This window comes from Paraburkholderia sp. EB58 (assembly GCF_050436665.1).
Lineage (GTDB): Bacteria > Pseudomonadota > Gammaproteobacteria > Burkholderiales > Burkholderiaceae > Paraburkholderia.
On sequence record NZ_JBNDMQ010000031.1, the window covers coordinates 1 to 13,113 of the forward strand.

Here is a 13,113-nt window from a genome sequence, read left to right on the forward strand (position 1 = left end):
TGATGCAACATGTCGCAAGCTCTATCAGTATCTGAATCGAGCTTCACTTGGCTAGCCGCGCACACTAATTCACCCACAGATTCCGCCGACGATCCTAAATATGACGATAAACGCCGATGGAATCGGCCTCAACCTGGTGCATGCGACAATGAGTGGACCTTACGGTCTTCAGGGAATGCAGGGAAGAGGGTGCATCATTGGCCACGAAGGTACCGTTTGACGAGTCAAATTACCTTCGAACTCGCGTCAACCGGACCGACCGAAAAGCAATCCCTGTTGCGGGAGATGCATGCGCGACCAAAAAAAACCGAACATTTCGCAAAGCCATCTCGGGATGCGTTGCTAATTAGCGATTCGGTGTTGCTGCCGTGATAACCGGCGTTACCGCGGCTAGCAGCTCCAATCCTGACAAACGGCGGAAAGATGCGCTTCATCCAGGGACCGTCGATCGCGCTGTCGCGCAATCGGCCGGCCAGACACGACAGATAATTTCGGCCAGAAGAACCGGGGTACTCCTTCCATCGCACTCCATTGCACATTCAAGCAAGAGTTCCACGCCTTCCTCCACTCGCTCCACCGACCGCAATGTCGCGTCCAGGCGAACGCTCGAGTTCACCGGGACAGGAGCCGGAAAGCGCAACCGGTTGAGCCCGTGGTGCGAGCTATGCCCGACTCCCTCGAGCAGGTAAATGTCGTGCAACATGGGCGTCACCAAGCTCAAGATCAGGTAGCTTTGCGCAACGGTTCCACCGAACGGCCCGTTTCTCGCTCTGTCTTCATCAACACATAGCCAGTCCGAGTCATCGGTTACCGAAGCGAAGTTATTGATCATCGCCTGATCGATCTCGACCCAACTGCTTTTGCCAAGATTAAAACCCACATAGGCCTGGATCCCCTCGACACCTCTTAGGAGTATCGGCACGTTAGCCTCCGTTGCTGGAGCGTCATGGGATGATATGACACCGTGCGGTTACGATGCCGAGTGCACCAACGCCTTGACGCAGTGGGCTCGACACTTTGCCCTTCAATCCTCGAATACATCGCGATTACTTGCGCCGAGCCCGGGAGCCGGACTGCGAGGCTTCAGTAACTGCCCATTGAAGCGGGCCGGATACCGGATCGCCCGCACCCTACCCGCCGGCGTGTCCAGTTCAGAATAGAGCTCGTTATGGATGACCTGCGGATCGGTCAGATGATCGCGCGGCTCATTGACGGGGCCAGCGGGAACATCCAGTTCGCGAAAGCGCTCGAGCCATTCGGCCGTGGTCTTCTGTTTCAGCGGTTCGGCAATCCGCTGGAAGAATGTATGCGTCATTTTCTTACGATCGGCGATCTGCTTGATCTCTTCTTTCCACTCGGGACGCCCGACGGCATCTAGCGTCCTGCTCAGCTGCTTTCCGGAAACGGGCGAAAGCACCAGATAGCCGTCCTTCGTCGCGAGCACTGGCTGCGGCGCTAACGTAACCGCCGCATCATCTTCGACGAAGGTTTGGTTATGGAACATGTCTGGAAAATTGTAGTAAGACATGATGTCCAGCATCGATGTCTCGAGATGGACCGCCTGTTGCGTGGTCTCACGTTCAATCAGTCCTGCCAGCGCCATTTGCGCGGCGAACACGGCCGCGACCTTGTCTGCGAGGAACGTATTCGTCGTACGCGGCGTGCCGCCGGCCGCCTCGTAGCTCAACAGCCCGGTACGTCCCTGGATCAGCGCATCGAAGGCCGGCTCTTTTGCGAGCTCGCCGTCCGGACCAAAGCCAGTGATCGACAACTGCACGAGGCGCGGATTCAATTGGCTTAACTGATCGAAACTTAAACCCAGCGAAGCGGAAACATGGGGACGCCAGTTCTCAATGTAGATATCCGCGCTGCTCAGAAGCGATTTGAAACGGGACAGGTCGTCCGGCGACTTGAGATCCAGCATGACGCTTTTCTTATCGCGATTCGAATTGGTCCACACGGTGCCGACACCCTCCCAGCTGTGCCCGAAGTTACGGTACGGGTCACCTGAAGGCGGCTCTACCTTGATCACTTCCGCGCCGAGGTCGGCTAGCATCTGCGCACAGAACGGCCCGGAAATATAGCTGCACGCCTCGATGACCTTATAACCTTCAAGGGGACGCCGGACGGCGCGATTCGAAGCGCTCGCAACAGAAGCTGGGCAAGATGTCATCGGTACTGCTCCTCTAATCGAATGAAGGGTGGGAACCGGCCTGTGTCGCCACGTGAACGGGCGCACTGCCGCATCCAGGTTCAGTGAGGCGCCACGGCATTTGGGCGCCGCGCCGTCTGTGCGCGAAGCGTTGCCAGCGCCAGCATGGAATCGAGCACCGGTGTCTGCACATCGGTAAGCTCGCGAACCGCACGCAGTGATTGCGCAAGCATTTCGAGTTCCAGCGGACGACCGGCTTCGAAATCCTGCAGCATGGACATCTTGTGGTGGGGTGCGCTCAGCGTCATCGCGATGCGCTTTTCAGGGTCCGGCCCAATCTCGAGGCCCAATCGCGACGCCACCGTATCAGCCTCCTTCATCATCGCTTTCACGACCGGCACGACATTGCCCGCCTCGCGCATTTCGCCGAGCGTGGCCTGCGTCAGAACGGCAACCGGGTTCCAGCACAGGCTGTTGACAAACTTGACCCAGATTGCGGCGCGAATGTCGCTGTTGACCTTCGATGCAATGCCGCTTGCATTCAGCAACTCCGCGAGACGTCCTACTCGTTCCGAGTGGATTCCGTTCAGTTCTCCTATTGGACATCCAGATTTTTCACCGTCCTGCACGATCACACCCGGCTCGATAGAATGAGCGCCGATCCAGTACACACAACCGAGTGCCTGCTCAGGAGGCAGCGCGCGCCATTGGCGCCCGTTCGGATCGATCCCATCCATCTGGCGGTCTTTAGAACCACCTTGCCAGTCGTGAAAAAAGTAATAAGGAATGCCGGTGGTCGGAGGTAACACAGTCGTGTGACTATCCATTAGCGGAACGATCTGATTGATCGCGCCATCCATCTGATGCGCCTTAAGCGTGACGAAGATGTAGTCCTGTGTGCCCAGTTGGTCAGGGGCCGCACAGACATTGACGGCCACAGTGAACTCTTCGGATGGCTTGACGATCCGAATACCGTTGTTTCGAATCGCTTCGAACGTTTTTCCGCGAGCGACGACGCTGACCTCGCATTGCTTCGCGCGAGCCAAATGGGCCGCAATATACCCGCCAATCGCGCCGCCTCCGAAAATGCATACCTTCAGCATGTTGAACTCTCTTGCTTAACCGTTGAGTGATGCCTTGCGTCGCTTGCATGCCGGGCACATCCGTGCACGCCTGCAGGACCACACGATGTGCAGAAGATAAGGCGGGAGCTAAGGGCGTGGCAAATACGAAAAAACGATTGATCAAGCATATCCACCGATAGCTCGGCGGGGAGTCCCAGAGACATTTGCGCGGCGCGGTCCGCGACGGCGATGCCGAAACGGGTCGACTGAACCGTTCAGCCGGCCTCGCCATTGTAGCCTTTGCGGCCGATCTTTCGATACACCGCGGGTGGGCGTCCGACTATTCGGCTGAATGCGGTGCAAAAAGCGCTATCCGACAGGTAGCCGATAGATAGCGCAATATCCCCGATTGAACGATCGCTGTTGAGCAGCGCGTCTTTTGCGAGCGCGATCCGCCAGTTCGAGAGATAGGTAGCGGGCGCCACACCCACGCGCTCGGTGAAGCGGCGCGCAAAAACGGCGCGGGACATGCCGACATGTTTGGCCAGCGTGTCGAGTGTCCAATGATGGGCGACGTCAGCGTGCATCACCTGAAGGGCCAACGCGATCTGCGGGTCCGCCATGCCGCTCAACCAGCCAGCGCGTTGTCCTTCCATGTGTTGCATGGGGCGGCGCAGCACCTCGACCAGCATGATTTCCACCAGCCGGCTCATCACGAGTTCGCGGCCCGGCAGGTTGCAACTCGCCTCTTCGCCGATGAGTTCAAGTGCGCGGGTCAGGCGGCCGGTCGCCTCATCCGACGAACAAATATCCATGAGCTCCGGCAAGAGGCCCGAAAGCAGTGGCGAATGCTCGTGATCGATCTGGAAATAGCCGCCTACAAGGCGCGTCGGCTCGCCTTCGCTGGCGTCGTCCCACCGGACGTAGTCCCCTTTGTCGGCGTTGACCGAAAGAGCGGCAAGGTGGGGCATCACGTCGAGATCACTGGCCAGACAATAGCGCGGCGTTGCGGCCATCAGGAAATAGTCACCTTGCCGCATCAGCCGCGCGGGGCCGGTATCCGGCACAAACCAGCAGTGCCCTGCCACCACGAGGCAAAAGCGCGGCTCCGCCCTATAAGGCACCGCCATTCCCCACCGCCCGCGCGCTTCGACGGTTCGCCAAAGCACCGTCTGTGGACGCATCAGTCTGACGATATCGGTGAGCAGGTCCATTCAAGACGATCGGTAAATTTATAGAGATGGTTAGTTATAGATCATCTCCGTTCATTTCGATAATGTAGTTTGAAAATTCACCCGTCGTGCCCGAGGTCAATGGTCCTTTCGGCCGACGGACGGGAACCCGACGGGCATCGCAGAGGGTGCCGCAACGGCCCGACAAAACATGGTGGAGACGCGGATGACCAAGCTGAAAGACAGGATCGTGATCGTCACGGGCGCGGCGCAAGGCATGGGGCGCGCCATTGCAATCGAGGCGGCCAGGCAAGGTGCGGCCTGGGTGACCCTCGCCGATATCCACGAGGAAAACGGCATTGCCGCCGCAACGCAGGTCGATGCGGCCGGCGCCCAATCCGCCTTCATCCGCACAGACCTGTCGGTCACGGAATCGATCCGCCACATGATCGACGAAACCGCGAGGCGCGCCGGCGGTATCGATGTCCTGATCAACAACGCGGGCGTCACCGACGACGGGCTGACGGGGCGCTCGCCGACCATTGAAGACCTGCCCGAACATATCTGGGACAAGGTGATCAGCGTCAACCTGAAGGCGATGTGGCTGACCTCCCGATTTGCCGCGCCTTATTTGCGCAAGTCCACGCGCAGCCCGGCGATCGTCAATGGCGCTTCAGTTGCGAGCACCGTCGCCTATCCGGGACTGCCCGCCTATGCAGCTAGCAAGGGCGGCGTCGTCATGCTGACGAAAGCCATCGCAGTTGACCTCGCGGACGCCGGCATCCGCTGCAACGCGTATGCCCCCGGCGCCATCGACACGCCCATGCTGAGCCACAGCATCGAGCACGCGGCGGACCGCGCCAAAGCGAAAGCCAGGCTGTGGGGCACGCACCTCATCAAACGCCTCGGCCACCCCGAGGAAGTTGCGAAGCTTGTGTGCTTTCTTGCCTCCGACGAGGCTTCGTTTTCGACTGGCAGCGTGTTCAGCATCGACGCTGGCACGCTGGCCTGGCGCGGTGTTCACTGAGGCCACACGGCGGCGGCACGCTCTCTCTGGCGCAGCGGTTCGCAGCATCCGTCTGCCATGCATGCGCTGCCAGCGATCGCGGTGCTGCGGTAAGGCGTTGCTTGCGCGGTATTCCCGGCCACACCGTCGATGCTCACCTGATCGCAGCAGGTAAAGCACGAACAAGGAGACGACATCATGCAAAAACGCGTTGAGCCCGCATCGAGCGGATCGAACCGGCTTGATTCCCTTATAGCGACATGGGCGCTGGGCGAGCAGATCGAACGCCTTCTGCGACGCGTCGCACTCGCGCTCTACATGGTCGATCCCGTCGGCACCGCATTCGACCCGCGGCTCGTCGCCGAGTATTGGGGGGCCGCGACCGCTCTTGCCGAGCAACCGCAACGCGACCGTCACCGTGCCCGTGCCCGTGCCCGTTAAGACTGTTGATTCATTGAGTCGACGCTAGAACCGCTTGCCGCTGCATCAGGTTCTACGTGTCCTGAATGAGGACCACCGAAGAAGGAAAGCGGAAATGAACATGCGCCAGCTCCAATATTTCCTGGCAGTGGCAGCCGAACTCAACTTCACGCGCGCTTCGGAGCGTGTGAACATCGCGCAGCCTGCGCTGAGCGCACAGATCATTGCGCTCGAAGAAGAACTGGGCACACCGCTGTTTACGCGCGAGAAGCGCAAGGTGATGCTGACGCCAGCGGGCGACATCCTCGTCGAACATGCACAGCGCGTGTTGAACACCGCCTCGGCCGCCATTGCGGCGGTTCGCGCGTCCGGGCGCGGAGCGCAGGCCCACCTGATGGTCGGTGCAATCTACACGGCAATATATTGCTTCCTGCCCAATACACTGCGCCTCTTCAAGGCGTTGACCCCCAACTCCGATGTGAGCCTGCAGGAAATGACGATTTCCCAGCAGATCGCCGGGCTTAAGGAAGGGGCTATCGAAGTCGGCCTTGTGCGCGGTCATATCTACGACCATAGCATCGTAACCGAACTGCTATATCGCGAACTGCTGGTGGTGGCTGTGCCGGCCGAGAGCGAGTACGACCAGCCCGGCCCAGTTGACTTGAAAGATCTCGCAACATGGCCCCTGATCGCCGTGGCGCGCGGCACCGCGACCGAGCGAGGCTATGGTGACCGGATCCTCGACATTTTCGAAGACGAAGACCACAAGCCCACTATCGCCAGAGAAGCTTACGACATGCATACGTCCGCCTGCCTTGTCGCCGCTGGAATGGGCGTGGCCGTAGTACCGGCGATCATGCAGCTCATGAAGCCACTTGGTATCGCCTACCGGCCGCTGAATGCCGAGTCCCCTGGTGTTTCACTTTCGCTCGCATGGCACAAGGACCGCGTTCCACCCTTGCTTGGTCCCTGGCGTGAAGCCGCGCGATCCAATGCAGCAATCTTGATGGCGCAACACCCCGAGCTGTTTCTGGACACCTCGCGCTCGCGCGTCATGGTTGAAGCCGAATGAGGGGTTAGCTTTCAGCGTCATCCGTCACGAAAGCCAAAGCGTGCGCAACATGCACCTTGGTGCCATGATGGCCGGAACACGATGCGCGCTCGCTCTCACCGCCCGTCAACAGGTTCGATTCTGTCGTCGGGCAACTGTTCCACCCTGATCGCCTTTGATGGGCACTTGCGGACCGCTCCCATCGCCTTTTCGTAGAGCGTCTCGTCCGGATAGTCCTGCAACACCTTAACGACACCGTCCTCGTCGCGCTGGTCGAAGACCTCGCTTGTCGACAGAACACATAAACCCGCACCGACGCAGACGCTCTGATCCGCCGTCACCCGAAACCTCAAGACGCTCTTTGACATATGTGACTCTCCTTGTCCCTATCGCAGTGCCAGCAACTTACCAGGTCACCGGCAGTGCCTGCAGACCCTGTACGAAATGATCTCCCTTCCCTTCGACCTGCTCGTGCGGCACTGCGAACCGTAGCATCGGAATGCGTTCGAAGAGAGTCCCGAACACCACTTGCAGTTCGACCCGAGCGAGCGGTTGTCCGAGGCACTGGTGAATCCCATAACTGAACGCGACGTGATGATCGGCCTTGCGCGTAATGTCGAATTTTTGCGGGTCCGGAAATGCGGCCGCATCGTGATTAGCGCCGGAAATCAGGGCAATTACGCCTTCGCCCTTGCGAATCATCTGGCCGGCAACCTCGACGTCTTCGAGCGCCGCGCGGAACGCGTTGTAATGCACAATCGTATGAAGGCGCAGCATTTCTTCAACGGCATTCCGCACCAACGACGGGTCCTTTCGTAGCAGTTCAAGTTGATCTGGATTACTCAGGAAACTGTAGACACCCAGCGCCATCTGGTTCGCCGTGGTTTCATGGCCGGCCATCAGCAGCAGCTCCGCCATCACCACCAGTTCACGGTGACTCAGATGTCCAGGTCGCACCTGCTCGACGATCAGGCGGCTCAGCAGGTCCTCCCTTTGCTCCGCGTCCTTTTCCCGGTCGGTGATGAGCTCGTCGAGATAGCCAAGAATGCGCGCCGAAGCCTCCTTGGGCACTTCCGGATCCACATCCAGCAAAACCTTGAGCCTACTTTGCTCCTGAAAGAAGCCATGGTCCTTGCTGGGGACATCTAGCAGGCCCGCAATCACTTCCGAAGTCAGCGGCAGGAAGAGGTCATCCACAAGATTCGCGGGCGGTCCCTTCTGCAACAGCTCGTCGAGCAAACGATCGAAGATCGACTCGATAGTCGGACGCATCGCGCTGACACGCTTGATCATGAACTCCTTCGTCAGCATGCGCCTGAAATGTCCATGCTGCGGCGGGTCCATGCGAATGAAGGCAGGCTCGAGGTCGAGCACGGCGTTCCGCGCTGCTGACAGACTCGGAAACCCCGCCGTGGCCGGATTGCCGCTGAAGCGATTGTCGCCCAGCACCGCGCGTACATCGTCATAGCGCGTGAAGAGCCACGCGTCGGTGCCATCCCACATCTGAACCTTCACGGGCCCTGCTTGCCGCTGAAAATTCGCATATTCTTGCGGTGGCAAGAAAGGGCACTGCCTCGCCATCGGAAACGATGGCTTGCTAAACGGACATTCCGACATTGTTCCTCCACTCGTATCATATGCGCGCCTGCCGATCCTCAAAGTGGCACTGATCGGCAGCCGCCGTAAAGGGTCGCTTCGACAGGCAGGTCCTACAGGCCGCCGTTGACGTCGAGCGTTGCGCCCGTCACGTAGCGGGCGTCGTCGCTCACGAGAAAGCCCACCGCAGAGGCGATCTCTTCAGGTTCAGCTGCGCGCTGCAGCGCCGAACCGGCGATCAGTCGGTCGCGGATTTCCTTCGGTACTTTTTCGCCCATCGCAGTATTGATCGTGCCAGGCGACACGGCTGCCACGCGGATGCCGTGTGGCCCTAGCGGTTTCGCCAGGCTCTTGGTCAAGTTAACGACTGCCGCTTTAGAACCGCCGTAATCGGTGACGCCACTGCCGTTGGTCGCGACGATCGACGCAAGATTCACGATGACTCCGCCACCGCCCGCCTTGATCAGACGCTTTGCCACTTCCTGGCTCAGAAAAAAGGGGGCGCGTGCGTTCACGCCATACGTGAAGTCATAGTCCGACGGCGCGATATCAAAAAAGGTCTTGCCGTGCCATACGCCGGCGTTATTCACCAGCACGCGAATCGTGCCGTACTCCGCATCGATCGCTTCGATGGATGCCTTGATCTGTTCGTGATCCGTCACATCGCACTTGCGATACGCGTAGCCGCCTTTGCCGGCGTCGCCGACATCGAGCCCGACGACGGTATATCCGCGTTCAGTCAGATTGCTGCAAATGGCTTGCCCGGTCAGGCCATTAGAGCCTGTGACAACTGCAACTTTGCTGGTCATGCGTCACCTCTTCTCACAATATGTCTCGTTACGATTTATGCGCTATCAGCGTCGTCCTCGCGAAGGAGGAACCAGACTCTAGATTCAATGCAAACGCAGCGCGGGTCCAATATTATTTAGAGCGGTCCTGAGATCGAATTCCTATCGAGCCGACCGCAGCGACGGTGGCCAACCGTCAGCCCGCAGGGATCGCGACGATCAGGCCTTCGAGTTCGGGCGTGACCTCGATCTGGCAGCTCAGGCGGCTGTTGCGGCGCAGGTCGCTGGAAGCGGACAGCATGCCCCTTTCGATGTCGCAGGCCTCGCCTACGACTGGCATCCACGCCTCATCCACATAGACCTCGCAAGTCGCGCAACTACACGCGCCCCCGCACTCGGCTGCGATACCTTCGATCAGGTTATCGACGGCGCCTTGCATGACGGAACTGCCGACGGGCACCTCCACTTCGAAGGCTCGTCCATCGGCCTGAACATATTTGACTACTGGCATAGCACACCTCGTTTGTTGCATGGTTCGATTAACACCCTGTCTTTACGCCGTCGAGCAATGACTTGAACGCAAGACTCTCATCCGCCAGTTGCGCTGGGCTCACCTCGATACTCTCGGCAATCAGCTTCTTGCTGAACATGAATTCCTGAGGCCGATTGATACAGTCCGCCGCGACCAGCTTGCCGCTCTTCAGATAGAACACGCTGAAACTGCGGCCCGCGTTACGGTCCCCCCGCACGGCGACCTGGTCATAGCCCAGGTTCAGTCCAGCGATTTGCAGCTTGATGTCGTATTGATCCGACCAGAACCACGGCAATGCGTGATAAGGCTTCTCCTTGCCGCAGAGCGTGGCCGCGGCGCTTTTCGCCTGTTCTGTCGCATTGGGCACCGACTCGAGCCGGATATAGCCGTAGAACGGTGATGGATGCATCGTGCAGTCACCCACTGCGACAATATTCGGATCGGAAGTGCGCGCGCATGCATCCACTATTACGCCATTGTCGGTCGGGAGATTCGCCTGTTCGGCGATTTCGACATTCGGCGTAACGCCGATGCCGATGACCACCAGGTCGGCTGGAAGACGGGCGCCGTCGGCGCAGATGACCTGCTCGACCCGCTGGCCGCCTTCGAATCCGCTGACCGCGACATTGGTGTGGATAGCGACGCCCTCTTCGCGATGCACACGCTCGAAGAACTCGGAGACCTGGGGCGCCGTGACCCGCGCCAGCACCCGCGGCGCCATCTCCAGCACCGAGACGCGCATGCCGAGCCTGTTCAGCACCGCTGCCGTCTCGAGCCCGATATAGCCGCCGCCCACAATTACAGCGCTCCCCTCGGCACGTACGTCGGTGCGGATGCGATCGATATCGCCGATGTTGCGCAGATAGTGAATGCCGCCGAGGCTTGAGCCCGGCAACGTAACGGTCCGCACCCGCGTTCCGGTGCAGATCGCCAGCTTGCCGTAGCTGAGCACTTCTCCGCTACGCAGCGTGACGGTCTTGTTGCCGCGATTGATCGCTTCGACGCGCTCGCCGAGCCGGAATTCGATGCCAAACCGGGCGTACACGTCCGCTGTACGAATCAGCAAATCGTCCGCGTTCTTCTCGCCGAGCAAATAAGCCTTTGAAAGTGGCGGACGATGATACGGCAGGCAGGATTCATCGCCGATCACGACAATCGGCCCTTCCCAACCCTCCTGGCGCAGGCTGGGCGCCAGTTGAGCCGCTGCGTGGCTCGCGCCGATGATGATGCACGTGTCGTGCATGAGAGCCCCCTTATGCTTACTCGTCCAACAGCGGCCAGGCCACGCCCGCTTCCGTCAGTATCTGCGCGGTGTGTTCACCCAGCATGGGCGGAGCGCGCATGATCTGTGTGGGCGTACCGGAAAACTGCAGAGGGTTGTTGATCACCTTGAACGCACCGCCCTTCGGATGGTGCAGCGTCTTAAGCAGCGTGTTGACGACATGCTCGTCGCTGAATACCTCGGGCCAGGTTCTGACCGTGCCATAGATAGCGCCGGAGGAAGAGAGCGCCTGCTCCCAGCTGGCCAGATCGCGCGTGGCGAAAATCTCCGACAGGCGGGCATCCACCTGCTCCCGGTTTGCGAGCCGCGCCGCCTTGGTCGCAAACTGCGGATCGGTCTTGAGTTCGCTCGCGCCGAGCGCGTCGCAAAGGATCTGCCAGAACTTGTCATTGATCGTGATGATCATGATGTCCCGGCCGTCGGAAGTCGCATAGGTGTTATTGGGCACAATGTCCCAATGCTGGTTGCCCATGCGCGCTGGCGTAATTCCCGTGAGGTCGAAGTAGACGTCACGCGGCACCTGGCTGAAGATGCTCGCATCGAGCATCGACAGATCGACGCGCTGTCCCTCTCCCGTGCGCTCACGCGCCTGCAGGGCGACGAGTATGCCGATTGTGGCGATCAGCGCGGTCACCAGGTCCGAGAACGGGAAACCCGTCTTGAGCGGACCGGATTCTTCCGTGCCGGTCACCTGCATGACTCCGGATACAGCCTGAATGACCATATCCAGCGCGGGGCGGTTGCGGTCCGGCCCGGTGCGTCCGAATCCGGAGATCGAACAGTAGATGAGCCGCGGATTGATCTTGTGCAGCTCTTCATAGCCGAGACCCGCTTTATCGGTCAGCCCAGGCCGGAAATTTTCGACCAGCACGTCGGCTTGCGCCGCGAGCGCTAATGCGGCGGCCTTTCCCTCTTCAGTCTTCAGATCCAGTACGATGCTGCGCTTGTTACGGTTGACGCCGAGAAAGAACGCGCCATCGCCGCCCAACGTCGTTTCGCCGGAACGGCGAAACGGATCACCGTCGGGTTGCTCGACCTTGAGCACATCGGCGCCCGAATCGCCCAACATCATCGTCGCGAACGGCCCCGTCATCATCTGCGTGAAGTCGAGAACCTTCAGTCCCTTCAGTGCCGCTTTCATTCCTTTTCCTTCGTCACGTAGAATGCTTCGCGATCGTGATTCGACGCACGCACCCCCTTGTCGCGCCGCTGCTTCATGAAGTTGTATTCGTCCGCCTCGTAGCGCACGTTGGTCGCAAGCGAATGCAACACGTGCCCATAGGAAAACTGGCTGGTAATGCCCAGCGAATCCATTGCCAGGCTCGTCGCCGCCTTGCCCATGACAATGCCGTCGCGCGGCAGACGCACGATACGCTCGGCCCATTCTTCGCCGGCGTCGGTAAGCGACGCGAGTGGCACGACCTTGTTGACGAGGCCAGTCGCCAGACAGGTCGGCGCATCCCACACATCGGCCATCAGCAGCAGCTCGCGCGCCTTGCGCGGCCCCAGGGTCATCATTTCCCACGCGGCAAAGTAGGCTGCCCCCGAAAGGCCGAGTTTTTGCTCGGGATGACCCATTTTGACGGTGTCGGCGGCGATCACCAGATCGGAGCCTTCGGCCAGATACAGGCCGCCGCCCAGGCAGTAGCCTTTGACGAGCGCGAGGGTTGGCTTGAGAAACTTGAACACCCGCTCGAAGCGCTCGAGGTAGCGCTTGTCGTGCAGCAGGCGTGCACGCTGGCTCGGCTTGCGTGGACGGCCTTTGTCGTCGTAAGTAGTCTCTCCGTACTCGTTGCCGACCTCGGCCAGGTCATGGCCGGTACAGAAGTCGTCGCCTGCTCCCTGCAAAACCACCACGCGAACGTCGTCGTCCATCTCGGCGCGATCGTAGCCGTCCATCAGTTGCTCGAACATCGTGTTGGTCATTGCATTTTTCTTTTCCGGACGATTGATCGTGATGTAGGCACGGCCCTCTTTCGCCAGATAATCGACACTGCCTGTCATGCTGTTTCTCCTCCGCGCCCGTTTCGATGCCGGGCGCCTGACTGGT

General features: G+C 59.8%; 14 protein-coding genes. 3 read left to right on the forward strand and 11 right to left on the reverse strand.

The features are described 5' to 3' along the window. Window positions 1-430: 430 nt before the first annotated feature. From P3T40_RS33075 to P3T40_RS33090, 4 genes are all read right to left on the reverse strand, one after another. Complete coding sequence (locus P3T40_RS33075; RefSeq protein WP_429271924.1) at window positions 431-922, reverse strand: MaoC family dehydratase; 492 nt, start codon at window positions 920-922, stop codon at window positions 431-433. Window positions 923-1,024: 102 nt separating this feature from the next. After that, complete coding sequence (locus P3T40_RS33080) at window positions 1,025-2,173, reverse strand: CaiB/BaiF CoA transferase family protein (RefSeq protein WP_429271925.1); 1,149 nt, start codon at window positions 2,171-2,173, stop codon at window positions 1,025-1,027. A gap of 80 nt (window positions 2,174-2,253) precedes the next feature. Then, window positions 2,254-3,255 (reverse strand): ketopantoate reductase family protein, encoded by a 1,002-nt coding sequence (locus P3T40_RS33085; RefSeq protein ID WP_429271926.1) that lies wholly within the window; start codon window positions 3,253-3,255, stop codon window positions 2,254-2,256. A 236-nt stretch (window positions 3,256-3,491) separates the two neighbouring features. Next, the gene (locus P3T40_RS33090) at window positions 3,492-4,430 is read right to left on the reverse strand and encodes a cupin domain-containing protein (RefSeq protein WP_429271927.1); all 939 of its coding nucleotides are present in this window, start codon (window positions 4,428-4,430) and stop codon (window positions 3,492-3,494) included. Window positions 4,431-4,614: 184 nt separating this feature from the next. Here P3T40_RS33090 and P3T40_RS33095 point away from each other — a divergent pair, with 184 nt between their 5' ends. From P3T40_RS33095 to P3T40_RS33105, 3 genes are all read left to right on the forward strand, one after another. Beyond that, window positions 4,615-5,415, forward strand: a complete 801-nt coding sequence (locus P3T40_RS33095) for an SDR family NAD(P)-dependent oxidoreductase (protein WP_429271928.1) — start codon at window positions 4,615-4,617, stop codon at window positions 5,413-5,415. Window positions 5,416-5,592: 177 nt separating this feature from the next. Beyond that, complete coding sequence (locus P3T40_RS33100) at window positions 5,593-5,835, forward strand: hypothetical protein (RefSeq protein ID WP_429271929.1); 243 nt, start codon at window positions 5,593-5,595, stop codon at window positions 5,833-5,835. Between the two features lie 100 nt (window positions 5,836-5,935). Beyond that, entirely contained in the window at window positions 5,936-6,886 is a 951-nt protein-coding gene (locus P3T40_RS33105) for a LysR substrate-binding domain-containing protein (RefSeq protein ID WP_429271930.1), read from the forward strand. A gap of 95 nt (window positions 6,887-6,981) precedes the next feature. On the opposite strand, the gene P3T40_RS33110 is transcribed toward P3T40_RS33105, so the two are convergent. The 7 genes from P3T40_RS33110 to P3T40_RS33140 all read right to left on the reverse strand — a co-directional run bounded on the left by P3T40_RS33110 (window position 6,982) and on the right by P3T40_RS33140 (window position 13,067). Then, the gene (locus P3T40_RS33110) at window positions 6,982-7,233 is read right to left on the reverse strand and encodes a ferredoxin (protein WP_429271931.1); all 252 of its coding nucleotides are present in this window, start codon (window positions 7,231-7,233) and stop codon (window positions 6,982-6,984) included. Window positions 7,234-7,270: 37 nt separating this feature from the next. Then, window positions 7,271-8,380, reverse strand: coding sequence for a cytochrome P450 (locus P3T40_RS33115; RefSeq protein ID WP_429271932.1), 1,110 nt, complete (start codon window positions 8,378-8,380; stop codon window positions 7,271-7,273). A gap of 194 nt (window positions 8,381-8,574) precedes the next feature. After that, window positions 8,575-9,270, reverse strand: a complete 696-nt coding sequence (locus tag P3T40_RS33120; protein WP_429271933.1) for an SDR family NAD(P)-dependent oxidoreductase — start codon at window positions 9,268-9,270, stop codon at window positions 8,575-8,577. 175 nt (window positions 9,271-9,445) lie between these two features. Continuing rightward, window positions 9,446-9,760 carry a 2Fe-2S iron-sulfur cluster-binding protein gene (locus tag P3T40_RS33125; RefSeq protein WP_429271934.1) on the reverse strand — a complete coding sequence of 105 codons (315 nt, stop codon included), beginning with the start codon at window positions 9,758-9,760 and terminating at the stop codon, window positions 9,446-9,448. A gap of 28 nt (window positions 9,761-9,788) precedes the next feature. Continuing rightward, on the reverse strand, window positions 9,789-11,024 hold the full coding sequence (locus P3T40_RS33130) for an NAD(P)/FAD-dependent oxidoreductase (RefSeq protein WP_429271935.1): 1,236 nt from the start codon (window positions 11,022-11,024) through the stop codon (window positions 9,789-9,791). Between the two features lie 16 nt (window positions 11,025-11,040). Next, window positions 11,041-12,204 carry a CaiB/BaiF CoA transferase family protein gene (locus P3T40_RS33135; RefSeq protein WP_429271936.1) on the reverse strand — a complete coding sequence of 388 codons (1,164 nt, stop codon included), beginning with the start codon at window positions 12,202-12,204 and terminating at the stop codon, window positions 11,041-11,043. Beyond that, window positions 12,201-13,067: an enoyl-CoA hydratase/isomerase family protein gene (locus tag P3T40_RS33140; RefSeq protein ID WP_429271937.1), complete on the reverse strand. Its 867-nt coding sequence runs from the start codon at window positions 13,065-13,067 to the stop codon at window positions 12,201-12,203. The genes P3T40_RS33135 and P3T40_RS33140 overlap by 4 nt, the downstream gene beginning before the upstream one ends. Window positions 13,068-13,113 lie beyond the last annotated feature (46 nt).

Coding starts and splice junctions, on each gene's coding strand:
- P3T40_RS33095 (WP_429271928.1), top strand. CDS start 4,615: ATGACCAAGCTGAAAGACAGGATCGTGATCGTCACGGGCGCGGCGCAA.
- P3T40_RS33120 (WP_429271933.1), bottom strand. CDS start 9,270: ATGACCAGCAAAGTTGCAGTTGTCACAGGCTCTAATGGCCTGACCGGG.
- P3T40_RS33140 (WP_429271937.1), bottom strand. CDS start 13,067: ATGACAGGCAGTGTCGATTATCTGGCGAAAGAGGGCCGTGCCTACATC.
- P3T40_RS33110 (WP_429271931.1), bottom strand. CDS start 7,233: ATGTCAAAGAGCGTCTTGAGGTTTCGGGTGACGGCGGATCAGAGCGTC.
- P3T40_RS33125 (WP_429271934.1), bottom strand. CDS start 9,760: ATGCCAGTAGTCAAATATGTTCAGGCCGATGGACGAGCCTTCGAAGTG.
- P3T40_RS33105 (WP_429271930.1), top strand. CDS start 5,936: ATGCGCCAGCTCCAATATTTCCTGGCAGTGGCAGCCGAACTCAACTTC.
- P3T40_RS33100 (WP_429271929.1), top strand. CDS start 5,593: ATGCAAAAACGCGTTGAGCCCGCATCGAGCGGATCGAACCGGCTTGAT.
- P3T40_RS33130 (WP_429271935.1), bottom strand. CDS start 11,024: ATGCACGACACGTGCATCATCATCGGCGCGAGCCACGCAGCGGCTCAA.
- P3T40_RS33135 (WP_429271936.1), bottom strand. CDS start 12,204: ATGAAAGCGGCACTGAAGGGACTGAAGGTTCTCGACTTCACGCAGATG.
- P3T40_RS33080 (WP_429271925.1), bottom strand. CDS start 2,173: ATGACATCTTGCCCAGCTTCTGTTGCGAGCGCTTCGAATCGCGCCGTC.
- P3T40_RS33085 (WP_429271926.1), bottom strand. CDS start 3,255: ATGCTGAAGGTATGCATTTTCGGAGGCGGCGCGATTGGCGGGTATATT.
- P3T40_RS33090 (WP_429271927.1), bottom strand. CDS start 4,430: ATGGACCTGCTCACCGATATCGTCAGACTGATGCGTCCACAGACGGTG.